Source organism: Yinghuangia sp. ASG 101, from assembly GCF_021165735.1.
Taxonomy (GTDB): Bacteria; Actinomycetota; Actinomycetes; order Streptomycetales; family Streptomycetaceae; genus Yinghuangia.
Genome location: NZ_CP088911.1, coordinates 4,312,536 through 4,334,876, shown reverse-complemented (window position 1 = coordinate 4,334,876; position 22,341 = coordinate 4,312,536). Strand labels below are relative to the sequence as shown.

Here is a 22,341-nt window from a genome sequence, read left to right as displayed (position 1 = left end):
ATTCGCGCTCCCCCGACGGACTGAATCCGGTTCTTATCACTCAAATACGTTCAAGATCAGCACACTCATGGCCGAGGGTACCGATGCGGGGGTCTTCAACGGCCACGCGTGGTCGGCCAGGCCACCGGGCCAGAAGGGCGGTGCCCTCATGGGAGAAACCAAGTCGAAGTCGTGGGGACAGGGCTATCCGGTCGGAACGCGCGTCCGGGTGCAGGTCGGTCTGAGTGCGGGCCAACTAGGCGAGGTCGCGGACGTCTACGGTGACGCCCACCGGCCTCCGGTCACCCCGTTCCGCTGGTACGGCGTGCGCCTTGCCAACGGGCTTCGCCCGCTCTACCGGCACGACGAACTCAAGCCGGTCCACTGACGGTCCGATCACCGTCTGATGTCCGTTTGAATCGACTGCCGTTCCGTGGCCCGGACTTCGCTCCGGGCCGCGAAAACCTCTCAGGCCGGGGGCGGCCCCGAGGCGAACGCCGGGAGCCCGTGGACGTGAGCGCGACCCTCCGGCAGCGCCGCCCGTGCCAGGTCCGCCAGGTGTTCGTGGTGGGTGAAGAGAACCACCTGGAAGCGGTCGGCCATGGCGTCCAGGACGCGCAGCAGCGCGCCGGTCCGGCCGTCGTCGAAGGTCATCGCGATGTCGTCGAGAATCAGCGGCATGGTCCGCTCGGCGTCCGCGTAGCGTTCGAGGGTCGCGAGGCGCAGGGCCAGGTAGAGCTGGTCGCGGGTGCCCTCGCTCATCGCCTCCACACCGACGCCGTCCCGGCGGTTCCCGCGGCCGGCGCGCAGCGCCTTGAGGACCGCCTTGCCGGACTTGGCCTCGGTCTCGGTGACGAGGCGGGTGAACCTGCCGCCGGTCAGGGCGGCGAACAGCGCCTCGGCGCGGGTCAGGACGGGGGCCTGGTTGTCCCGGCGGTAGTCCTCGATGCAGCGCAGCAGCACTTCGCGGGCGAGTTCGAGGCGCACGTACTGCTCGACGTCCACGGACAGCTCGGCGACCCGCGCGGTGGCGGCCTCCTGGGCCTGCGCGGCCCGCGCGGAGTCGTCGATCGCGTCCAGCACCTGGCGGACCCGGCCGAGTTCGGCGCTCTGCGCGGTGTACGCCTCTTCGGCCCGCGCGACGTCCGTCGCCAACTGCTCCAGCGCGGCGTCGAGTTCGGGGCCGGTCCAGTCGCGGGCGAGGCTTTCGAGTTCCGGGATCGGCATCCCGGTGTCGAGCAGCAGGCCTTCGGACGCGGCGCGTTCGTCGCGCAGCGCGCGGAGGCGGAGCGTGCGGGCGACGGCGTCGCGCAGGGCGTTCTCGTCGTCGACCCCGGCCGCCTCGACCAGGGCCGCGAGTTCGTTCGCCGCGGCGGCGGCCACGGCGTCGCCGGTCTCGATGCGCCGCCGCAGGCGTTCGGCCCGGGTGTCGAGCAGTTCGCGCGCGTCCCGCGCTTTGCGCTCGCGGACCAACGCCTCGTGGTGGCGGGCGAGTTGGTCGAAGCGGTTCGGTCCGGCGGCGGGTGCGGTCTGGGGTGCCGCGGCGAGGACGGCGGCGAGGCGCGCGTCGAAGTCCGCGACGCGCGCCGCGGATTCGTCGCGGCGGGCGGTGGCGTCGGCGATCTCGCGGGCCTTGCGGGCGACGTCGGCGAGTGTCTCGACCGCCGCGGTCAGCGCGTCGGGGTCGGCGTCCGCCAGGCCGGTCGCGTGCGCGATCTCGTGCCAGGCTTCGTCCCCGTGGGCGCGGGCTTCCTCGGCGGCGCGCAAGGCCGTTCGCGCCTCGTCGAGTTCCGCGGCGGCGGTGCGGACGTGCTCCTCGGCGGCCTCGCGGTCGCGCAGGGCCTCGGTCAGTGCCGTGACGCGCAGGTCGGCGAGGCCGGTGAGTTCGCGCAGGGCGGTGGCCTCGGTCGGGGCGCCGGCGCGGTCCAGTTCGGTGCGGAAGCGGGCGACCAGGTCGGCTTCGCGGGTACGCAGCTCCTCCAACGCGCGGCGTGCCGGGTCGAGTTCGGCCAGCACACCGGTCAACTCGGCGACGGCGTCGATGAGTCGATCGGCGCCCGCCGGGCCGGGCGGGGTGAGGCCGACGGGCGGCCACGCGCGCCACAGCGCGTCCCATGCCGCCGCGAGGTCGGCGCGGCGCCGGGCCGACTCGGCGCTCGCGGCGTCGAGTTCGGCCAGCAGCGCGCGGTCGTGGTCGACGGCGGCTTCGAGGTGGGCGCGGCGCAGGGATTCCGCCGCCCGGTGCCGGATGCCGTCCGCGATGTCGTCGGCGTGCGCGACGGCGCGGGCGAAGGCCGCCGCGCGGTTGTCGGGGACGGTCCGCGCGGACCGCAACTCGGCCCACAGGGCGTCGCGTTCGGTGCGGGCGGTGCGCAGCTCGGCCTCGGTGGGTGCGGCGTCGGAGCGCAGCAGGGGGCCGAGTTCGCGCCGGGCGGTGTCGAGTCGCCCGGCGACCGTCTCGCGGCGGGCGGCGGTCGCCTCCGTCGTCGTCCGGAGGGCGTCGAGGGCCGCGCGGTGTTCGTCGATTTCGGCGCGGGACGGTGTCGGCAGGCGGACGAGGATGGCGTCGGGGACGTCGCCGAGACCGTGGCGGGCGCGCAGGGTGTCCGCTTTGGCGGTGAGTTCCGTGACGCGTGCGTCCTGCCGGAGGATGTCGCCGGCCAGGCCTTCGGGGACCGCGCCGCGCAGGGCCCGCAGGGGGTCGCGGTCGGGCACGGGCGGGGCGGCGGCGAGCGCGGCGACCGCGGCGGCGTGTTTGTCGGCGCGGCGTTCGGCGTGCTCGCGGGCACCGGCCGACGCGGTGTCGAGTACGGCGCGTTCGTGGCGCAGGGCGGCGATGCGGTCGGTGAGGCCGGCGGGGAGAGCGTACGCGTCGGGGTCGTCGACGGACCGGCCGGTGCGGACCGTGTCGAGGAGTTGCTGCGCGCGCGCCCGCAGATCACGCAACTCGGCTTCGGTTGCCGCGAGTTGGTCGACAGATTCGCGGACGGCGCGGGCTTCGGCGTACAGCGCGTCCAGGGCCTCCGCGTGCGCGAGGTGGACGGTGTCGGCGGCGAGCGCGGCGAGTTCGTGCTCGGTTTCGGCGAGTGCGGCGCGGTCGTGCGCGGTGTCGCCGCGGGCCGTGAGCAGGCGCGCGGTGACGCGTTCGAGTTCGGCGGCGGTCTCGTCGGCGACGACAGGCCCGGCCTCGGCCTCCTCCGCGATGCGGGCCACCAGCTCGGCGCGCTTGAGCAGTTGCGGGAGTGCGGTGCGGACCTGGGTGAGCAGGGAGTGCCGTGCGCGCAGCTCGCGCAGGTCGTTCTCGCGGCGGGTGTATTCCTCGGCGGCGTTGTCGACGTCCTTCTCGGCGACCGCGAAGTCTCGCGGATCGAGTTCCAAACCGGCGACCTGGCGCCGGAGTTCGCGGATCTCCTTGACGGCGTTGTTGATCCGGCGCTTGCCGTTCGGGCGCCAGAGTTCGGCGGATCTGTCGAGCAGGGCCTGTTGGACCTCGGCGAGCCGGCTGCTCGACCGGGACTCGAACAGGGCCCGGCCGACGTCGCCCTTGCCGGCGAGCAAGTCGTCTCCGCCGCCGCGGAGTTCGTCGTGGTCCAGGGCGAAGACCCGGCGGAATTCGTCGGCGCCGACGTCGGCGAGGACGCGGATCAGCTCGCGCTCCGGGAGCGGGGAGCCGTCGCGTGTCGTCAGCGGGTTGTTGGTGCGCTTGTGCCGGACGATCTCCAGGGCCTCGCCGCGTGCGTCGCGCAGCAGCGCGCCGAGCCGCATGTCGGCGTTCGCGTGGACGAAGTTGTACGTGGTGCGCACGTCGATGCCGTAGAGCAGTTGCCCGACCGCGTACCGCGCGGTCGATTTGCCGGCCTCGTTGGGGCCCGCGACGATGTGCACGCCCGGTGCGGAGAGGTCGAGCGAGCGGCCGGTGAAGCAGCCGAACGCGGTGAGGTCGAGCCGCTCGATTCTCACGCGCCGCCCCTCGGCTCGGGTGTCTCGCCGCCGACCATCGCGGCGAGCAGGTCGACCGCCTCGTCGAAGACGCGGGTGCGCCAGGCCTCGTCGTCGACGCGGATGCCTTCGTCGTCGACGGTGGCGCCGATGCCGCGCAGCCCGGGCAGGCCGCGGACGAGCTTGTCCAGCGCGGCCGGGTCCGCGCGTATCGCGGTGGCCGTGGCGCGCAGGTCGCCGATGAGTTCGGTGACGTCGTCGAACCGGTCGGGGCGGACCGGGTGCGTCGTGGCGACGCGTACCTTCTCGACCCATATGTCGTCCAAATCGCCCGCAGCCGCGCGTATTTCGTTGTCGACGCGGTCGAGGTCGCGCCACAGCGCCTGGTGCGCGTCGGACGGGCCGGTGAAGCTGACCCGGAGGGCGAGCGGGAGGCCGTCGGCGGCGCGCACGCTGTCGCGCATGCCCTGGACGGCGAGGCCGAGGGCGTCCGCCACGTCGGCGGCCCGCGAGGCGTCGACGTGCAGGTGGTCCCAGCGCACGACGTCGAGGTCGCGGTGCTCCGCCGTGACGCGCGAGCCGTGGGCGGTCACCAGGGTCGCGCCCTTGGCGCCGGTCTCGCGCGCGTGGCGGCCCTGGAGGTTGCCGGGGAAGACGATCCACGGGTCGCCGGCGCGGACGACCTGGCGGGAGTGGATGTGGCCGAGGGCCCAGTAGTCGTAGCCGCGCGCGACCAGGTCGTCGACGCGGCACGGCGCGTAGAGCGCGTGGCGCTTGTCGGCGCCGTCGAGCGCGGTGTGCAGCAGGCCGACGTTGAGGTAGCCGTCGCGTGCCTTGGGGTAGCCGCGGGCCAGGTTGTCGGTGACGGCTCGTTCGGCGAACCCCTGGCCGTGCACGGCGAGTCCGATGTCGGGGTACTCGGCGGTCTCGGGCCGTGCGGTGGCCAGGACGCGGACGTTGTCGGGGAGCCGCAGCTCCTTGGTGATCCGGCTTTGCGCGTCGTGGTTGCCGGAGACCATGCAGACGCGGATCCCGGCGTCGCGCAGGCGCTGCATCTGCGAGCCGAAGAACAGGCCGGTCCGGTAGTCCTTCCAGTCGCCGTCGTAGATGTCCCCGGCCAGCAGCACCGCGTCGACGGCCTCGCGCAGCGCGAGGTCGACCAGGTTCGTGAGCGCGCGGCGCACGGCTCCGCGGAACTCCTCGGCGGGGGCGCCCGGGTAGCGGGACAAGCCGCGGAGCGGGCTGTCGATGTGCAGGTCGGCAGCGTGCAACAGCTTCATCCGGCCGCTGGCCCTCCATCCGGGCGGTTGATCGACAGGCGCCCAGGATATGCCGTGCGCTCTCCGGCCCCGGCCGCGATCGCGGAATCCCGGGACCCGGCGGGCGGGCCGAACCGTCGTGGCGGGGCTGGCGCGAGGGCGTGCCCGAGCGGGTGCCGCCGGGCGCGTGCGCGGCGGCGGCGCGCGGTCAGGGGATGTCGAGCGTCGTACCGGTGACCAGCATGTCGGGGTCGGGGCCGATGAGTTCGACGTTGATGCGGTAGACCGTCTCCCACCCGCCGGCGACGCCGAACATGTCCGCGATCGAGGAGAGGCTGTCGCCGTCGCGCACGACGTACGTCGCGGTGACCGGCACGGCGTGCAGGCCGAGGGCGAGCGCGCACTGCGGCCACGCGTCCCATCCCTGCCGCCGCAGGACGCGCTCGGCGATGTTGATCTGCTGCCGCCGGGTCGCCCGGTGCGGCAGCGCGGCATAGACCCGGCCGCCCGCCTCGTCCCACGTGGACGGCAGGATCTGCAGGCCGCCGTAATAGCCGTTGCCGGTGTCGATGTCCCACCGGCCGCTGCTCTCGCACATCGCGAGGCTGTCCCAGGTGGCGTCGGACACCGCGTGGGCCGGCACCGCGGCGGCCATGCCGAGCAGGAGCGCCGGCAGCATGCCCGCGGCAGCGCGCGCCCAGGGTCGAATCCCGCGTCGGTCCATGGGCCCCGACGCTAGGCACGGCCGCGCGCCGCACCGCCGTTCTCCGCGGCGCACCACGCCGTGGGCCACCCGGACGGCCCACGGGACGCGGGCCTCCGCTCGTCCGGCTCCGGCGCGGGTCAGCCGTCAAGGCCGCCGATGATGTCCGACGGGAAGTCGCTGGGCAGGTCGAGGTCACTGGGCAGTTGGAGGTCACTGGGGATCCCGCTCGGGAACAGGTCCGTGGGGATGCCGCCGGGCACCTGCTGCCCCGGGCTCTCGTTCTTCTTGCCCGGGCTGTCGTCGCCGTCGTCGCCGGTCATCAGGATCACCGCGGTCACCACCGCGGCGACGAGGACGAGCGCCAGCACGACCGTGATCAGCGGGTTCCGCCCGGAGCGGCGCGGCGGCGGGGGGCTCTGGCCGCCGTAGGGCGCACCGTATTCCTGCTGCGGGTACGGCGGTTGGCCGGGCTGCTGCGGGTAGGGCTGCTGGGGATGGGGCGGTTGGCCGTACGGCTGCCCCGGCTGCCCCGGTTGCGCTGGTTGGCCCGGCTGCCCGTACGGGTGCCCGCCCGGCCCCGACCCCGGACCACCGTAGGGGTCGCCCGAACTCCCGTACGGCGGCGGCTCTTGGTGCGACACGTCTCCACTCCCCCCACGACGACCGGCCGGTGCAGGCTCATGCTGTCACGAACACCGGTTCGCCGTCGGGGGAATCCCGGCGGCACGGACGTGCTCGGCCGGTGCGTGGCCCAAGTTCCCCGCACTGACGCCGCGCGGCGTCGGTAACGTGGCGCGGATGAGTGGCCTGACGGATCGTCGGATCGGGTCCGCGCAGGTCACCATGCCCCCGGTCCCCGTGACGCGCGGGGCGGCGGTCCTCGCCGCGGGGCTCCTGGCGGTGGTCTCGCCGCCGGGACGCGGCGCTCTGGACACCGCCCCGTGGGTGCTCGCGGCCGTCGCTCTCGTCCTGCTCGACGCGGCTCCGGGGATGCCCGCGCGCCTGCGCGGCGCGGCCACGGGCGCCGCGGCCGTGCTGGATCCGGTGGCGCTCGCGGTCATCCCGCTGCTCGGGCTCACCGGGCGCCGCCGCCCCGCGCTGACCTCGGCGGCGGTCGCGGCGGCCGGCCTCGCCGCGACACTCCCCGCACACGGCCTCGAAGGCTCGTCCTGGCGCCCCATCCTGACGGACCGTCACCTCCCGGGCGACAGCCCCGACGCGTCGCTGCGCGGCATGCTCCTGCGCATCGCGGCCGACCACACCCACGGCGTCATCGGCGCGGACACCGGGACGATGACGCTCGCGTGGATCCTCCTCGGCCGTCGCGCTGGTCGGGCTGTGGCGCGCCACGACGCTCCACGCGGACGGGCAGCCGGTGCTCGCCATCGCGGTGACGACATGCGCGGGGCTCGTCGTACTGCCGGTGGCGTGGACGTACGAACTGCTGTGGCTGCTCCCCGCGGCCGTCGGCCGGGTCGGCGGACGGCCCGAGGACCGGCCCGTGTGGCCCGTGCTGATCATCGTCGCCGCGGCCGTCGAACGCGACGTCATCGACCCCCGGCTCGGCACCTCACTGTCGGCGGTGTTCGGCAACGTACCCACCCTCGTCGCGCTCGCCGCGGCGTGCGCGGTGCCGTTCCGCGCCCGCGAGGACCCGCACTGGCGGATACGGCGGGCCACCTCGACCGGGCTGCCGGCCCGGCGGCGGGCACTGCTCCCGGGCAAGGCGCGCCCGGTGACCCGGCCGAACCTGCTCCTCGAACTGATGCTGATACGCGCCGGCTACTGGGCGTACCAGAACATCCGAGGTGACCTGCGCGTATCGATTCCCCGCCAGCGTGAACAGGCGATCGAGAACGCGCGGCACATCGTCAGGATCGAGGAGTTCCTGCACCTCGACATCGAGGCGTCGGTGAACCGGTTCTCGCTCCGGTCGACCCGGATGTTCGCGCTGATGGTGGACTACTACCGCGAGCTGCACTACGTCGTACCGGTCGCGGTCCTCGGCTGGCTGTACGTCCGCCACCCCACCCGCTACCGCGCGGCCCGCACCGTCCTCGCGGTGACCACGGGCCTCGCGCTGATCGGCTACTGGCTCTACCCCCTGTGCCCGCCCCGGCTGCTCCCGGACAGCGGCATGGTCGCGTCGCTGCCGGGCGGGCCGCGCAGCTACGTCTTCGCGGTCCACCTCGTCAATCCGTACGCCGCGATGCCGTCGCTGCACATCGCCTGGGCGCTGTGGTGTGGCGTCGCGGTCGTGTGCGTCGCACGCTCCCGGTGGCTCAAGGCGCTCGCGGTGCTCTATCCCTGCGCGACGTGCTTCGTCGTGGTCGGCACGGCGAACCACTGGGTCCTCGACGGCGTGGGCGCCGCACTCGCGCTCGGAGTCGCGGTGGTGGTCCAGCGGGCGCTGACCGGGAGGCGGCTGCGCGACAAGGTGCCCGCGTTCCTGGCCAGGCTCGGGACCGCGCCCTCGGCACGCCGCCCGGGGGCGTCCGGACCGTCCGTGCCGGGGCCTCGCCCGAAAGAAGGCATCGACTCCGCCCCCCTGGTCACCGAATCGAACACCTGACTGATCGTTATCGCATTAAAAGCCGCAAAACACCATGAGATCGCGCTCTCATTCACGACCGACGCCTTCGCCGATTCTGCGGCACGCCGCGCGCTGGTCGAGAATGACTCGCAGACGGAAGACGCCGCCACGCGATGGCGGCCCGTTTTTCGCCCGCTCCGGGCGTAGTGACATGGTGTCCGGAGTGCGAAGAGCGCATGGTGCACACGTAGACAAGCCGCCAACGGCGGGAAGGCACAATCCCCGCGAGGCGGCCCGACGTCCCGACACACGCGATCTACCAGGAGAAACGGCACATGATTCGGACGGGGGGCAGGCAGCTTTCGGAGATACGGAGCAGGATTCCCCTGGCTCCGGCGGCCCTGTGGCTTCTCGCCGGGCTGCTGGCCATCCGACAGGCGGCCCACACGCTCACCCTTCCTCCGGGGCGGCGGCTCGCCGACCTGGAGACGTGGCTGGGCACGGACGGCGTCCTCCAGCTCCCCGGATCGCTGTACGACGGTGAGACCCACGGCAGACCGTTCTCCGGCACCCCCTTCGCCGGGCTGGTGCTCCGGCCGCTGAGCAACGCGGCCGAGCAGACACTCGGCGTGGTGTGGACCATAGCCACCCTGCTGATCGTCGCCGCCGTCGGCGTCGTCGTCGCCCGCAGCATCACCGCGACGTCCAGCCGCCGCGCCCGCGTCCTCGCCGCACCCGTCCTGATCTCGCTGATGGTCGTGTCGCTGCCGGTGCGCGGCAACCTCAGCCTCGGTCAGCTGAGCCTGCTGCCCGTGCTGCTCGTACTCCCGGCGTGCCTGGCCCGCGAACCCGGACGAGGCGCGGGGATCTCCGCGGGCGTCGCGATGGCACTCCAGCCGGTGATGCTGCTGTTCGCGCCGTTCCTGTGGTTCACGCGGCGGCGCGACACAGCGCTGACCTCGGTCGGGACGTTCGCGGCGGGCACGGCACTGGCCTGGGCGGCCCTGCCGCAGGACTCGCTGACCTACTGGGTCCACCACGTCGCGGGCGCCGGCCTGGGCGGCATGCCCGACGCGCTATCCAACCAGTCGCTGCACGGCCTGCTGCTGCGCAGCGGGCTCCAGGGCCCGGCCGAGTACGCGGTGCTCGCCGTGGTCGCCGTACCGCTGGTCTGGTTCGGCCTGCGCCGCGCGGTCGCGTACTCGCTCGACAACCAGGCGGTGCTCGGCACCGCGCTGACCGGCTGCATCATCGTCGCCGTGTCGCCGGTCTCGTGGCAGCACCAGCAGCTGTGGATCCTCCTGGCCGCCGTCGGCCGGCTCGGCACCGTCCGGGCGGACCGCCTGGTGTGGCCGCTGGTCGTCGCGGCGGTCATGGTCTTCCGCAGCGAGCAGCTGCTCCCGGGCAACCTCCAGGCGGCGCGCACGATCGCCGACAACGCGCCGCTGCTGCTGGCGCTGCTCGCCGCGGTCGCGATGCCGTTCCTCGTCCGCGAGTCGCCGCACTGGGAGGCCCGGCCCCCGGAACTGGCCGCGGCGGGGCGCGCCCCAGGGCGCCGCATCCCGGTGCTGCCCGACGGCCTGCGGGTCCTCTCGCGGCCCAATCTGGTCCTGGAGCTGATCCTGATCCGGGTCGGCTATTCCTTCTACTCGTTCATCCGCGCGTCGGTACCCGACCAGCGCACGGTAGCCGAGGAGCACGGGCGCCAGGTCATCGGCATCGAGCGGTTCCTGCACATCGACATGGAGCACGCCCTCAATCACTTCACCGCACGCACGGAGTGGGTCAAGGCGTTCAGCGGGTTCTTCTACGAGACGTTCCACTTCCTCGTGCCGCTGAGCCTGCTGGCGTGGCTCTACATCAGCCGCCCCGCGCAGTACCGCTCGGCGCGCACGGTGCTGTGCGTCGCGACCGCGACCGGGTTGATCGGGTTCTGGCTCTACCCGCTCGCGCCGCCGCGCCTGATGCCGGGCCACGACTACATCGACACCGTCCACGGCCCGCAGGACCTCGCGAACCCGGACTTCGGGGCGCTGACCGAGGTGTCGAACCAGTACGCCGCGATGCCGTCGCTGCACGTGGGCTGGTCGCTGTGGTGCGGCCTGGTCATCCTGTTCATGGCGCCGAAGGTGTGGATGAAGGTCCTGGGCGTCGCGTATCCGCTGACCACGACGTTCGTCGTGATGGCGACGGCCAACCACTACATCCTGGACGCGGTCGGCGGCGCCGCGGTGATCTCCGTCGGGCTCGGCGTGCAGTACGCGCTGACCGGCCGGAACCCGTTCCGGGATGTGGAGCCGCCCCCGGTCGACGAGCCCCCGAAACACGACAAACAGGTCAATCAGCAGGATCTTCCCGTTTTTCGCTGATCACACCAAAACAACCTTACGCGCCGAAACATTGCCAACGCTTTGCCCGGGTGGCCCGCAACCACCCGGGAGGTCACGCGGTAGTCATGGCGGCCGTTCCGCGCAGGGGCGACCGCGTACCACTGTCTCGACCGCGAGGAACACCATGACGCACTTCACGCGCCGCGTCGCGCAGTCCGCTCTGTTGATCGCCGCGGCCGGCATGGCGCCTCTGCTCGGCGCCGCTTCCGCACACGCGGAGTCGCCGCTGAACATCGCCGGCGGGCTGAACGGCGTGAGCGCGCCGGACGCGACGCCGGTCACCGACCAGGTGCCCGGCGCGACCAACGTCGTCGAGGGCGCCGGGAACCAGCTCGCGCCGGTCGCCGGCCACCTCGTCGGCCAGGGCACCACGAGCGTCGCGCCGTCCGTCGACCCGCAGATCACCCCGGGCGCCTCGGGCTCCGAGGCACCCGCGCTGCCGGCCGATCTGCAGAAGCTGCCCAAGTTGGTCTGATCGTCCCGATCATTCGGTCGGTGCGACGGCCCCGCGGGGCACCCCGAGGTCCGGCACTTCTTCCCCCGAGGAGTGCCGGACCGTCCCCTTCCCGGCCCGCCCGCGACACCCTCCCGCGGGCCCGGCCTCCGGAAACCGGGTCAGACGAGCCGCTTGATCTCACCGTGCGCACGGTAGAAGCCGCCCTGGCCGGACTCCCGCACGCCGTCGACGACGTAGCGGGCACCCTCGACGCGCATGTTCTTCGGGAACTGCACGTTCCAGCCCGACTCGTAGCCCGCGGTCACGACATGCACGCGCAGGCGCCCGCCGACGTTCACACACTCGACGACGACGCCGGTGCCCGCGTCCGAAGTGGTCTCCACCTCCGCGGACGGCACGACCGCGTCGAGCGACGCGAGCTTGACGTCGCGCACCGTCGGCACGGTGCCCTGCTCGGCGTCGTGGATCGCGGCCTCGCTGACATCGATGCAGGCCAACTGCCCGCCGGTGGTCACGATGTAGAGGCGCTCGTCGCGGTACTGCATCGAGTACGCCGCGCCGCAACCCGACGCCAGCTTCCACAGCTTCGTGCCGTCGGCCTTGAAGCAGTAGATCGACGACGAACTGTCGCCCGCGAAGACGTACTCGCCGTCACGTGCCGTCGCACAGCTGAACACCGACGCGGAGCAGTCGTACGTCGCCAGCATCGCGCCGTCGGACTTGCGGATGCGGTGCACCTTGTTGCCGGACGTACCGGCGTACACGTCGTCCTTCTCCTGCCAGCCGAACAGCACCGAGCCCTTGGTCTTCGTGTGCCACAGCTTCTTGCCGTCGGACTTGGAGAACGCCTCCACTCCGGCGGAGTGGCCGTGGTACAGCGCCTCGCTGTCGACACGGACCATCCACGCACCCGACCCGAGGCCCTTCTCCGCCCACAGCGACTCGTCCTCGTGGTCGATCGTCGTGAGGCCGCCGCCCGCGTCGGCGACACCGAGCGTGCCGTCCTGGATGTCGAGCCAGTAGATGTCGATGTCCTCGGCGATCTCGTACGCCACGCGCGGGGCCTTGCCGCCGATGTCGTACACGTTGCCGTCGTCGCAGCCCGCGTAGATCCACGAGTCGTCGCCCACGATGCACTTGACGCCGTCGGGCAGCTTGTAGCGGTTGACGGCCTCGCCGTCGTGGGTGAGCGTCCACACGTCACCGCGCTCGTTGCCGACCATGGCGCGCTCGGCGTCGACGAACACACCGAACGCCGCCGAGCCGGAGTTGTACTTCCACAGCACCGGGGCGCGGCGCACGTTCGAGGCCGCACGGCCGCCGGACGACGAGGACGCCGGCGTCGGGGCCGGGCGGCGCGTGACCGAGCGGCGCTTGCGCACACCGCGCACCGCGTCCTCGTAGCCCTTGCGCTTCTTCTCGCCGACCTTCTTGGCGGCGGTCGCCGCGGCCTTCTCCGGCGTCGCGTACGAGGTGGTGGTGGCCTTGCCCGGGTCGCCGATGCGGCCGTAGGTGATCGTGACGTCCGTACCGGAGACGACGACTTCGTAGAACTTGTGCGAGCCCCCGCCGTCCTCGGACAGCTCCAGATACGACGTCGAGTCGGCCATCGCCGCTCACCCCTTGGCATGATTTGTGGTGCGAAGTCGGGAAGTGTCGCCGCCCACCGAGGAGTTGACCCCCCGTCACTCCGCCGCGGCGATGCCCCGAGCCTAGAGGGGGATTCCGACAACCGCTGAGGTCGCGGGCAATCCGCGGGAGGCCCCGAAAAGCGGCGTCACCGGCCTCACGCGGCGGCCCCGAATACTCCCCTCGGACGAAACCCGCCCGGCACGGCCCCTCCTCCGGGACGACGTTTCAGCGCAGGCACCGGGGTTAGTCTCCCCACGTTTTGGATGATCGTTGGATGATCGGCGGCAGAGGCGGGTTCGGCGGCGGACCGCCGCTCGTCTTCGGCGCCCGGACCTGCTTGGAGATGTGAGTGACCGGGCAAGCCTTCACGCCGCCGTGGCCCGCAGCCTTCGGCGCACGCCCCGCCGGTGACCGCCTGGCGCGCGTACGCCGATCCCCGAACTTCGTCGACGGGGCGTTCCGCAATCCGGTGCCCACCCGGCGCATGAACGACGGTGCGGTGCTGCACCTGCTGCGCGGCCGGCGCGCCTCGGCCGGGTTGCGGCGGCCCGCGAAGGCGATTCCGCTGACCTGGCGACGCGCGGCCGACTACGCGGACGGCCCCGAATCAGGACTGCGCGCCACCTGGCTCGGACACGCGACGGTGCTCGTCGAGATCGACAACCGGCGGGTGCTCTTCGACCCGGTCTGGAGCACACGCTGCTCGCCGTTCGCGGCCTTCGGCCCCGCGCGCCTGCACGCGATGCCGCTGCGCTGGCCGGAACTGCCGTACCTGGACGCCGTCGTCATCTCGCACGACCACTACGACCACCTCGACATGGCGACGGTGAAGGCGCTCGCGCGGCGCGACACGCAGTTCATGGTGCCACTGGGCGTGGGCGCGCACCTGGCGCGCTGGGGGGTGCCGGACGCGCGGATCACCGAACTGGACTGGCACGAGACGGCGGAGGCCGCGGGCCTGTCCTTCACGGCGACGCCCGCCCGGCACTACTGCAACCGGGGCGCGCGGGTACCGGGCACGGTGCTGTGGGCGTCGTGGGTGGTGGCCGGGCCGGCGCACCGGGTCTTCCACAGCGGCGACACCGGGTACTTCCCGGGGTTCGCGGACCTCGGGGACGCGTACGGCCCGTTCGATCTGACGATGATGCAGATCGGGGCGTACTGCGACGCGTGGCGCGACGTGCACCTCACCCCGGAGGAGGGGGTGCGGGCGCACACCGATCTCGCCGGGGGCGTCCTGCTGCCGATCCACTGGGCGACGTTCGACCTCGCCCCGCACCCCTGGCACGAACCGGCCGCGCGCGTGTCGGCCGAGGCGGAGCGGCGGGGAGTCCGGCTCACGATCCCCCGCCCGGGCGCGTTCGTGGAACCGGCGTCGGGGCTGCCGAACGACGGCTGGTGGCGCGACATCGCACCGATGCGCGAACCCGGCGGACGACGGGCCGGAGGCGGGGAGCCTCCGCGGGACCGGACGCGGGAGGATCCGGCGCACAGGCAGCCGGTCGCGGGATGACGCGGCGGGCGCCGGATATTCGCCCCATGAGGGTGTTTCATCGACTTATACCCCCGCCCGCAACCGGTTCACGGGTCTCCCGCTTGTCGGAACAACACGTGTAGAGGCCCATTGAGGCGTAGCATCAGGGCCGTCACCACCCTGCCGCCACAGGTCTGTTCCGTCCGATCAACCCCGCCCGCCCCGCGCGCGCGTGCGCCGTACTTCGTCGGCACACCGCCGTCCGGAAGCAGAAAGCACCGGTTCACACCTGAGGAGGCCCTGGTGACCACGGGCTCCATTCCGCCCCTGTTCACGGTGCGCGTCACCGTGCCCGCGCCCAACCGTGCGCGTGTGCACGTCGGCGGTGAGATCGACATGGAGAGCGGTCCGCGCATCGAAGACCTGATGTACCGCGAACTCGACGACGGACGCGTACACATCGAAGTCGACCTGGGATCGGTCGAGTTCATGGACTCCAGCGGCGTCCACCTGCTGTTACGGGTACGCCGACGCGCGCTCGACGCGGGCGGCGGCCTCGACTTGCTGGCCGCCGGGCCCCGCGTGGTGCGGCTGCTGGAGGTCACCGGCCTCACCGAGTTCCTGCCGGCGCCGCGGCGCGTCGTCCCGGCGCTGGACGGCGACGCCGCGACGGCCACCGGCTCGTACACCTGGAACCTACGCACCGACGCGTGGTGGTGGTCGCCGGAGACGTACCAGATCCTCGGCCTCGCACCGGACAGCGTGCGGCCGAGCACCGACCTGATGCTGTCGTTGCGGCATCCCGACGACGCACGGGGCACCGCGGACGACGCCGAGACGGCGGACGCGAAGCCCTCGGCCGGCCCGGAGGCCTTCGCGGGCACGGAGGTGGACGGCGAGCCGTTCATCTCGCGACACCGCTTGTTGCTCACGGACGGCACGACGCGCACGGTGGCGGTCGTGGGCGAGGTGATGGTGGACGACAACGGCGAACCCGTGCAGATGACCGGGTTCTTCGTGGATGTCACGAACGAGAGCACCGAGCCTTCGGAGGGGCCGGCGGGCGGGAGCTGAGGGGCTCGGGTGGGGCTGGCGCGGCTCGGGTGGGGCTGGCGCGGCTCGGGTGGGGCTGGCGCGGCTCGGGTGGGGCTGGCGCGGCTCGGGTGGGGCTGGCGCGGCTCGGGTGGGGCTGACTCGTTGGACTGGCTCGGGCGAGGTTCGCTCGGCTGGGTGGGCTCGGATGAGGCGGTCGGTTCGGGAGCCGTGGGCGCCAGGGTGCCGTGGGCGCCACGGGTGCCGGGTGCGGACTTGGGTCGAACACGGGTCGAACGCGCCGGTGTCTACGCCATTTCGGATGGCCCGGGACGGTTTGCGACATCTTTGGCCTTCGCCAATCGTTCCCGAGGTAAGGAAGTGTCGGGCGGGAGAGGGAGCAAGGGGCGGGGGCGCGAAGGGCGCATAGCGTCTGTGGTGACGGGGCTGCCGTCCCGCCCGCTGTGTCGGCGCGGGCATCATTCCCTGGGGCGGCGGTAGCCCCGGAGCGGATATGCGGCCGGTCGGGCGGGCGAGATCAAAGGTAGGACAACGCGTTGGACGTCGAACGGTTCGCCATTCTCGTGGGCGAGCGGCTGCGCCGACCGCGCCGCAACGAGCGCCGTTCACGCGGCGACCGCCTGGCCGATGCCCTCACCTCGTTGGTGCGCTCGGGTGATCTGTTGGCTGGCACCCGACTGCCGTCCGAACGTGCGCTCGGGGTGGCGCTCGGGATCAGCCGGGGAACCGTCTCGTCCGCGCTCGACCAACTCGCGGACGCGGGGCTGATCGAGCGCCGGCACGGGAGCGGGACGTACGTGCGGGGTGATGCGAGCGCGGGTGGGCAACCCGGAAGCGGCTCCGGTGGGGTGCCGGCGCCGGGCGGGGGAATCGCGGGTGACCATCGGGCGGCGGGGTCGCGAAGTTCGGCGGGCGCGGGGCCTCCGGATGCGGATGCAAATGCGGATGCGGGTGCCGGGTCGGGGGCTTCGGTGGGGGCGCGGACGGGGTCGTCGTCAACGGAGGGATCCGTGGCAGCGGGCTTTTCGTGGGCGCGGCGTGGGGGCGCGGGCGGCGCGGACGCGGGGCACGCGGACGCGGGTGGTGGTACGGGCGCCGCGGGCACGGGACGCGAGGATGCTGCGGGCGCGGGGCGCGGGGACACGAGCAGCGCTGTGGCGAGGCGCGAGGGTGCTGCGGACGCGGGGCGCGAGGGGCACGGATTTTCTGGCAATACGGGCTATACCGCCGCAAGCCGTGGAGGCGCGGGCAGGAGCGGCGCGGGCGCGCGTCAAGAGAGTGCAAGCACGCCAGGCGTGGGACACCCGGACATGGACGGGGCGGGCGCGCGTCAAGACAGCGCAAGCACGCCAGGCGCGGAACACGGGGACGCGGACGCAGGCACGGGCACAGGCGTAGGCGCAGGCACGGATGCAGGCGCACATCACATAAGCGCGATCAGCAGCCCAGCGGGACTCCGGAGCGCGGGCGATACCGGTGCGGATCGTGGGCATGCGGACACTACGAGCGCGAGCAGCGCCTCAGCAGGCCATGGGAGTGCGGACAGCGCCGGTCGCGGAGGCGTCGGCGCAGGGCGTGAGAACTCGGGCGGTACGGACGCAGGTCACAGCGGCGCAGGCACTACCCGGGCGAACGCTGACCGTGCGGACACGGACGACGACCGCGCAACCGCCGCGCACGCAGCCACCGTGCGCGCGGACGACGGACGGGCAGACGCCGCGGGCGCGGGTGACGGCCCCACAGACATTGCGGGCACGAGTGGCGTACGCGGGAGCAACGCGCGCGCAGACGCCGCAGTTTCCGCAGCCACCGCAAGCAGTACGGCGGCGGGGGCTGACCGTGGGGGCGTAGGCGACGGACCTCCAGACAGTGCGGGCGCGAGTGGCGAACGCCGAGGCACCGCGGGCCCAGGCGACGGATACGGACACGCAGAAAGCGCGGGTGGCGGGGGCACCACGGACGCAGACGCCGCAGACGCAGACAGTGCGAGCCCGGGTGCCGGACGCGCAAGCATCGCGCACGAAGAAGACGGGCACGCAGACACCGCACGCGCAGGCGACGGACGCGCAGGCACCTCACGCGCAAACGACAAACCGGCAGACACCGCGCCCACAGACGACGAACACACAGACACCACACACACAAACGGCCGACGCGCAGGCACCTCGCGCGCAAACGACCGACAGCCAAACACCGCATCCACCGCAAGCAGTACACGGACCAGCGGTAACGCTGCGAGCGCGGGTGGCGAACGCGGCGGCGCCGCGGGCGTACACGACGGACACGCAAACAGCGCGAGCGCAGGTGACGAACAAGCAAGCAGCGCGGACGCCCCAGGCAACGCAGGCGCCGGGAGCACCGCAGCCCTCGCAGCCCCCTCCGACGCAGACACCCGCGGCGCGGACAGGCCAGGGCCAGGAGCACGGCGTGCGACCGACGCCGGTGCGTACGGAATCGCCCGGCCCGAGCCCGACTCGCCTGTCGGGGGTGCCGATGCGCACCCGGGCCGATCCCCCGACTCCGCCTCCGCCTCCGCCTCACCCCCTCCCTCCCACTCCGCCTCGACCGCCGCTCCCGACCGCGCCGCCGCCACGACCCCCGCCCCCCACTCCACCACCATCTCGACCGCCGTTCCCGACTCCGCCGCCGCCACGCCCCCCACTCCTGCCGCCGCCCCCGCCGCGCCCACCGCTCCCGACGCCGCCGCCACGCCCCCTGCCCCCCACTCCACCGCCGCACCCCGCGCCGCCGACTCCCCCTCCGAGCCGATCTTCAGCCGCTGGATCCGGGAAGGCACGGTCGTCGTCGATCTCGCCAAGTCCGTTGTGCCGGATGCGTCCCTGCTCCCGCGGCTTGATCTCTCAGTCGAGGATCTGCTCGACGTCCATCCGGCCGACGGCTACGGCCTGCTCGGGGAGATCCGCTTGCGCGAGTTGCTCGCGGAGCATGCCGCGCCGGAGGGGTTCGGGGCCGATCTGCTTCTTGTCACCGCGGGCGCGCAGCAGGCGTTGCACCTGGTTGCCGACGCGCTTCTCGCGTCGGGGGACCGGGTGTTGGTGGACAGCGTGACCTACCCGGGCATGCTGGCGGCGATCGAGCGGTTCGGTGGTGTGCCGGTTGTGGTGGAGGGTGACCAATTCGGCATGGCGCCCGAGGCGTTCGCCGCCGCGGTCGCCCGGCATCGGCCGGTGTTCGCGTTCACGATGCCGGTGCACAATCCGACCGGTCGGGTCGCGGCGCGGGGGCGTGTGCGGGCGCTGGCCCGGGCCGCGCGCGAGGGGGATGTCCTGGTGGTGGAGGACCGTACGCTGGCGGATCTCGTGCTGGCGGAGTCGGTCTCGGATGCCCCGCCCGCGGTGCCGTCGGCCGCCGCTTTCGCGCCGGAGCACACGGTGTGTCTGGGCTCGCTGTCGAAGATGGTGTGGGGTGGCCTGCGGGTCGGGTGGATCGCCGCGCCGCGGCCGGTGTTCGAGCGGTTCGTGCAGGCGAAGCGCCGTACCGACCTGGCGACTTCGGCGCTCGACCAGCGGCTGGCGATCGCGTTGTCGGCGGATCCGGGGGCCGCCGCGCGGAAGGCGGCGTGGCGCGCGGAGTTGCGGGGACGGCGGGATCATCTGGCGGGTCTGCTGGCCGAGCGGATCCCGGAGTGGCGCTGGTCGTTGCCGGAGGGCGGTATGTCGCTGTGGGTGCGGCTGCCGGGTGCGGACGGCGAGGAGTTCGCGGAGACTTCACGGCGCCACGGTGTCTCGGTATCGCCGGGGGCGGTTTTCGGGCCGGCGGGCGCGGACCGGATCCGGTTGAGTTTCGCGTGGCCGGAGCCGGTGTTGTCGGAGGGTGTGGCGATGCTGCGATCGGCGTGGGCGGAGTATCGCCGGCGGTGAGCGGCGTTTCATACTCCGGAAGCCCTCTAGTGGACCACTGACACAGGCCCTAATGTGCCACTGATGCAAGTGGCTCATTAACCCTGTCGTGAATGGGCCACTTTCGGCGGCGCGAGGAGGCGTACGGTGGCACTTCCCGAGGCGGATTGGATCTGGCTGGACGGCGGTCTCGTGCCGTGGCATGAGGCGAAGGTCCACGTGCTCACCCACGGACTGCACTACGGCACCGGGGTGTTGGAGGGGACGCGCGCGTACCCGACGCCGCACGGGCCCGCGGTGTTCCGTCTCGACGACCACCTGGACCGCCTGGCCGCGAGCGCGCGCATCCTGGGTATGGAACTCCCGTACACCACCAACGAGTTGCACCGCGCGACATGCGAACTCGTACGCGTGAACGGGCTCGACGGCTGCTACGTGCGGCACCTCGCGCACCTCGGCTACGGCGAGATGGGGCCGGTGATCCGCGCCGACGCGCAGGTCGTGGTGTCGATCGCGGCGTGGGAGTGGGGCGCGTACCTGGGTGACGACGCGGCCTCGCGCGGCATTCGGCTCAAGACGTGTTCGTGGCGCCGCAACGACCCCAACGCGCTGCCTCCGGCCGCGAAGTCGACGGCGGGGTACCTGAATGCGACGCTCGCGAAGACGGAGGCGATCGCGGCGGGGTACGACGAGGCGGTGTTGCTGTCGTCCGACGGCTACGTGAGCGAGTGCAGCGCCTCGAACATCTTCGCGGTGCGCGGCGACGCGCTCGTCACCCCGCCCGCGTACGCCGGTGCCCTGCGCGGCCTGACGATGGACACCGTCCGCACCCTGGCCACGGGCCTCGGCCTCGACACCCGCGTGGAGAACATGCTCCGCAGCGACCTGTACACGGCCGACGAGATCTTCGTGTGCGGCACGGCGTCGGAGGTCGTCCCGGTCCGCGACATCGACGGCCGCGAACTGGCGGCGGGCCCGGTCACGCGCAAGCTCCAGGACGCGTACCGCGCGGCGGTGACGGGCACGGACGAGCGCTACGCGCACTGGCTCACCCCGGTCGGGTGAAACCCGCCGCGGAACCGTGGTCGGGCGAAGGGGAGAGGGAGGACCACCGTGCCGTCGCGCGGCGGCCCTCCCCTCGGTCACGCGCCGTTTCCGGCCGGGGTCACAGGCGTTCGATGATCGTCGCGTTGGCCATGCCGCCGCCCTCGCACATGGTCTGGAGGCCGTAGCGGCCCCGGGTGCGCTCCAGTTCGTTGAGCAGTGTGGCGAGGAGTTTGGTGCCGCTCGCGCCGAGCGGGTGGCCCAGTGCGATGGCGCCGCCGTTGACGTTGACCTTGGCGAGGTCGGCGCCGGTCTCGCGCTGCCAGGCGAGGACGACGGACGCGAAGGCCTCGTTGATCTCGACCAGGTCGATGTCGTCGAGGGTGAGTCCGGTGCGGGCCAGTGCGCGGGCCGTGGCCGGGATCGGGCCGGTGAGCATGAGGACCGGGTCGTCGCCGACGACGGTGAGGTCGTGGATGCGGGCGCGCGGGGTGAGGCCGTGCACGCGCAGGGCGCGCTCGGAGACGATGAGCGACGCGGACGCGCCGTCGGAGATCTGGCTCGCGAGTGCGGCGGTGAGGCGCCCGCCGGGGCGGAGTGCCGGCAGTGAGCGGATCTTGTCCCAGTCGGGCGTACGCGGGCCCTCGTCGCGCACGACGTCGCCGTACGGGACGAGTTCGCGCGCGAAGCGGCCCTCGGCCTCGGCGTGCAGGGCGCGTTCGTGGGAGGTGACCGCGAACTCCTCCATCTCGTCGCGGGAGATGCCCCACTTCTCGGCGATCAGCTCGGCGCCCCGGTACTGGCTGATCTCCTGGTCCCCGTAGTGCTTCTGCCAGCCGACGGCGGATTCGTAGGGGCTTCCGAAGCCGAACTCCTTGCCCACCCGGGCGGCGGCGCCGATCGGGATCGCGCTCATGTTCTGCACGCCGCCGGCCACCACGATGTCGGCGGTGCCGCTCAGGACGGCTTGCGCCGCGAAGTGGACCGCCTGCTGGGACGAGCCGCACTGGCGGTCGATGGTCGTGCCGGGGACGGACGCGGGCAGCCCGGCCGACAGCCACGCGACGCGGCCGAGGTTGCCGGTCTGCGGGCCGACCTGGTCGAGCACGCCGAAGATGACGTCGTCGACGGCGGCCGGGTCGATGCCGGTCCGCTCGACGAGGCTGCTGAGGATGTGTGCGCCGAGATCGGCGGGGTGGACGGACGCGAGCCCGCCGTTGCGCTTGCCGACGGGGGTGCGGATGGCGTCGACGATGTACGCCTCGGACATGGTGTGCCGCCTTTCGGCCGGTGGTGGCTCCCGTGACAGTGCCTGCCGGTCTTGTGGGTTGGATTTTCCAACTCGCCGTACCAGCGAAGCTAGCGCCAGTGGGTTGGAAATGGCAACCTTGTCGGCATGAGTTCCGCGTCACCCGCCCCCGTACCGCCGTCGCCGGCTTCCCCCGAGCACGCAACCGACCACGCAACCGAGCACGCAGCTGGACACGCAACCGAGCACGCGGCCGAGTACTCCGCCGACCGCCTGCCGCGGCCCAACACCACCGGGCGCCCCTGCTCAGCCGCGTCCGCGCTGGCGCTCATCGGGGAGAAATGGGCGCTCCTCGCGGTCCGGGAGATCTCGTTCGGCAACCGGCGCTTCGACGCGATCGCCCGCAACACCGGAGCGTCCCGCGACATCCTCACCACGCGCCTGCGCTCGCTGGAGGCCGCGGGCATCCTGGAGCGCCGCCCGTACCAGGACCGGCCGACGCGGTACGAGTACCACCTCACCCCGGCGGGACGCGACCTCCAGGCCGTGCTGCAGTCGCTCGCCTCGTGGGGCGACCGGTGGGTGAGCGAGCGCCCGCCCGTCGTCTTCCGGCACGAGGACCACGACTTCGACTTCGCGGTGATGTGCCGCACGTGCGGCCGGCAGGTCAGGCCCGGCGACGTGCGGCTGCACCGGCACGCACCGGGGTGGGACCGCACCGGACCGGTCGCGCGGTAGGGCGGCCCCGAAGCCCCGCCGACGGGCA

15 protein-coding genes and 2 pseudogenes are annotated in these 22,341 nt (G+C 72.8%); 11 read left to right on the top strand and 6 right to left on the bottom strand.

Going from position 1 to position 22,341, the window contains the following annotated elements; all coding sequences use genetic code 11:
• Positions 1–67: 67 nt before the first annotated feature.
• Positions 68–367: a hypothetical protein gene (locus tag LO772_RS18565; protein ID WP_231773146.1), complete on the top strand. Its 300-nt coding sequence runs from the start codon at positions 68–70 to the stop codon at positions 365–367.
• Between the two features lie 80 nt (positions 368–447).
• On the opposite strand, the gene LO772_RS35845 is transcribed toward LO772_RS18565, so the two are convergent.
• The 4 genes from LO772_RS35845 to LO772_RS18545 all read right to left on the bottom strand — a co-directional run bounded on the left by LO772_RS35845 (position 448) and on the right by LO772_RS18545 (position 6,524).
• On the bottom strand, positions 448–3,939 hold the full coding sequence (locus tag LO772_RS35845; RefSeq protein WP_269453052.1) for an ATP-binding protein: 3,492 nt from the start codon (positions 3,937–3,939) through the stop codon (positions 448–450).
• Positions 3,936–5,198, bottom strand: a complete 1,263-nt coding sequence (locus LO772_RS18555; RefSeq protein WP_231773145.1) for a metallophosphoesterase family protein — start codon at positions 5,196–5,198, stop codon at positions 3,936–3,938. The genes LO772_RS35845 and LO772_RS18555 overlap by 4 nt, the downstream gene beginning before the upstream one ends.
• Positions 5,199–5,385: 187 nt before the next feature.
• Positions 5,386–5,901 (bottom strand): transglycosylase family protein, encoded by a 516-nt coding sequence (locus tag LO772_RS18550; RefSeq protein ID WP_231773144.1) that lies wholly within the window; start codon positions 5,899–5,901, stop codon positions 5,386–5,388.
• Between the two features lie 119 nt (positions 5,902–6,020).
• Positions 6,021–6,524 carry a hypothetical protein gene (locus LO772_RS18545; protein WP_231773143.1) on the bottom strand — a complete coding sequence of 168 codons (504 nt, stop codon included), beginning with the start codon at positions 6,522–6,524 and terminating at the stop codon, positions 6,021–6,023.
• Between the two features lie 157 nt (positions 6,525–6,681).
• On the opposite strand from LO772_RS18545, the pseudogene LO772_RS36360 reads away from it, so the two are divergent.
• The 4 genes and pseudogenes from LO772_RS36360 to LO772_RS18530 all read left to right on the top strand — a co-directional run.
• A pseudogene (locus tag LO772_RS36360) lies at positions 6,682–7,209 on the top strand (glycosyltransferase 87 family protein); the annotation flags it as partial.
• Positions 7,210–7,258: 49 nt separating this feature from the next.
• On the top strand, positions 7,259–8,455 hold the full coding sequence (locus tag LO772_RS18540; protein WP_231773142.1) for a phosphatase PAP2 family protein: 1,197 nt from the start codon (positions 7,259–7,261) through the stop codon (positions 8,453–8,455).
• Between the two features lie 296 nt (positions 8,456–8,751).
• The gene (locus LO772_RS18535) at positions 8,752–10,785 is read left to right on the top strand and encodes a bifunctional glycosyltransferase 87/phosphatase PAP2 family protein (protein WP_231773141.1); all 2,034 of its coding nucleotides are present in this window, start codon (positions 8,752–8,754) and stop codon (positions 10,783–10,785) included.
• 145 nt (positions 10,786–10,930) lie between these two features.
• Positions 10,931–11,281: a hypothetical protein gene (locus tag LO772_RS18530; RefSeq protein ID WP_231773140.1), complete on the top strand. Its 351-nt coding sequence runs from the start codon at positions 10,931–10,933 to the stop codon at positions 11,279–11,281.
• Positions 11,282–11,421: 140 nt separating this feature from the next.
• On the opposite strand, the gene LO772_RS18525 is transcribed toward LO772_RS18530, so the two are convergent.
• Positions 11,422–12,873 (bottom strand): WGR domain-containing protein, encoded by a 1,452-nt coding sequence (locus LO772_RS18525; protein WP_231773139.1) that lies wholly within the window; start codon positions 12,871–12,873, stop codon positions 11,422–11,424.
• A gap of 371 nt (positions 12,874–13,244) precedes the next feature.
• Between LO772_RS18525 and LO772_RS18520 the strand changes: the two genes are divergently transcribed.
• From LO772_RS18520 to LO772_RS18500, 5 genes and pseudogenes are all read left to right on the top strand, one after another.
• Positions 13,245–14,408 carry an MBL fold metallo-hydrolase gene (locus LO772_RS18520; RefSeq protein ID WP_231773138.1) on the top strand — a complete coding sequence of 388 codons (1,164 nt, stop codon included), beginning with the start codon at positions 13,245–13,247 and terminating at the stop codon, positions 14,406–14,408.
• Between the two features lie 264 nt (positions 14,409–14,672).
• Positions 14,673–15,443, top strand: coding sequence for an anti-sigma factor antagonist (locus LO772_RS18515; RefSeq protein ID WP_231773137.1), 771 nt, complete (start codon positions 14,673–14,675; stop codon positions 15,441–15,443).
• A 542-nt stretch (positions 15,444–15,985) separates the two neighbouring features.
• Positions 15,986–16,162, top strand: a pseudogene (locus LO772_RS36355) (GntR family transcriptional regulator); the annotation flags it as partial.
• A 2,085-nt stretch (positions 16,163–18,247) separates the two neighbouring features.
• Positions 18,248–19,303, top strand: coding sequence for an aminotransferase-like domain-containing protein (locus tag LO772_RS18505; RefSeq protein ID WP_231779619.1), 1,056 nt, complete (start codon positions 18,248–18,250; stop codon positions 19,301–19,303).
• Between the two features lie 126 nt (positions 19,304–19,429).
• Positions 19,430–20,347, top strand: coding sequence for a branched-chain amino acid transaminase (locus LO772_RS18500; protein WP_231773136.1), 918 nt, complete (start codon positions 19,430–19,432; stop codon positions 20,345–20,347).
• Positions 20,348–20,447: 100 nt separating this feature from the next.
• Here the strand turns inward: LO772_RS18500 and LO772_RS18495 are convergent, their stop codons facing one another.
• Positions 20,448–21,596, bottom strand: coding sequence for an acetyl-CoA C-acetyltransferase (locus LO772_RS18495; protein WP_231773135.1), 1,149 nt, complete (start codon positions 21,594–21,596; stop codon positions 20,448–20,450).
• A 126-nt stretch (positions 21,597–21,722) separates the two neighbouring features.
• On the opposite strand from LO772_RS18495, the gene LO772_RS18490 reads away from it, so the two are divergent.
• On the top strand, positions 21,723–22,313 hold the full coding sequence (locus LO772_RS18490) for a winged helix-turn-helix transcriptional regulator (protein WP_231773134.1): 591 nt from the start codon (positions 21,723–21,725) through the stop codon (positions 22,311–22,313).
• The last annotated feature ends 28 nt before the right edge of the window (positions 22,314–22,341 follow it).

Excerpts from the sequence above, each read along its gene's own strand:
- LO772_RS18530 (WP_231773140.1), top strand. The coding sequence starts at position 10,931 with ATGACGCACTTCACGCGCCGCGTCGCGCAGTCCGCTCTGTTGATCGCC.
- LO772_RS18525 (WP_231773139.1), bottom strand. The coding sequence starts at position 12,873 with ATGGCCGACTCGACGTCGTATCTGGAGCTGTCCGAGGACGGCGGGGGC.
- LO772_RS18555 (WP_231773145.1), bottom strand. The coding sequence starts at position 5,198 with ATGAAGCTGTTGCACGCTGCCGACCTGCACATCGACAGCCCGCTCCGC.
- LO772_RS18565 (WP_231773146.1), top strand. The coding sequence starts at position 68 with ATGGCCGAGGGTACCGATGCGGGGGTCTTCAACGGCCACGCGTGGTCG.
- LO772_RS18490 (WP_231773134.1), top strand. The coding sequence starts at position 21,723 with ATGAGTTCCGCGTCACCCGCCCCCGTACCGCCGTCGCCGGCTTCCCCC.
- LO772_RS18535 (WP_231773141.1), top strand. The coding sequence starts at position 8,752 with ATGATTCGGACGGGGGGCAGGCAGCTTTCGGAGATACGGAGCAGGATT.
- LO772_RS18495 (WP_231773135.1), bottom strand. The coding sequence starts at position 21,596 with ATGTCCGAGGCGTACATCGTCGACGCCATCCGCACCCCCGTCGGCAAG.
- LO772_RS18550 (WP_231773144.1), bottom strand. The coding sequence starts at position 5,901 with ATGGACCGACGCGGGATTCGACCCTGGGCGCGCGCTGCCGCGGGCATG.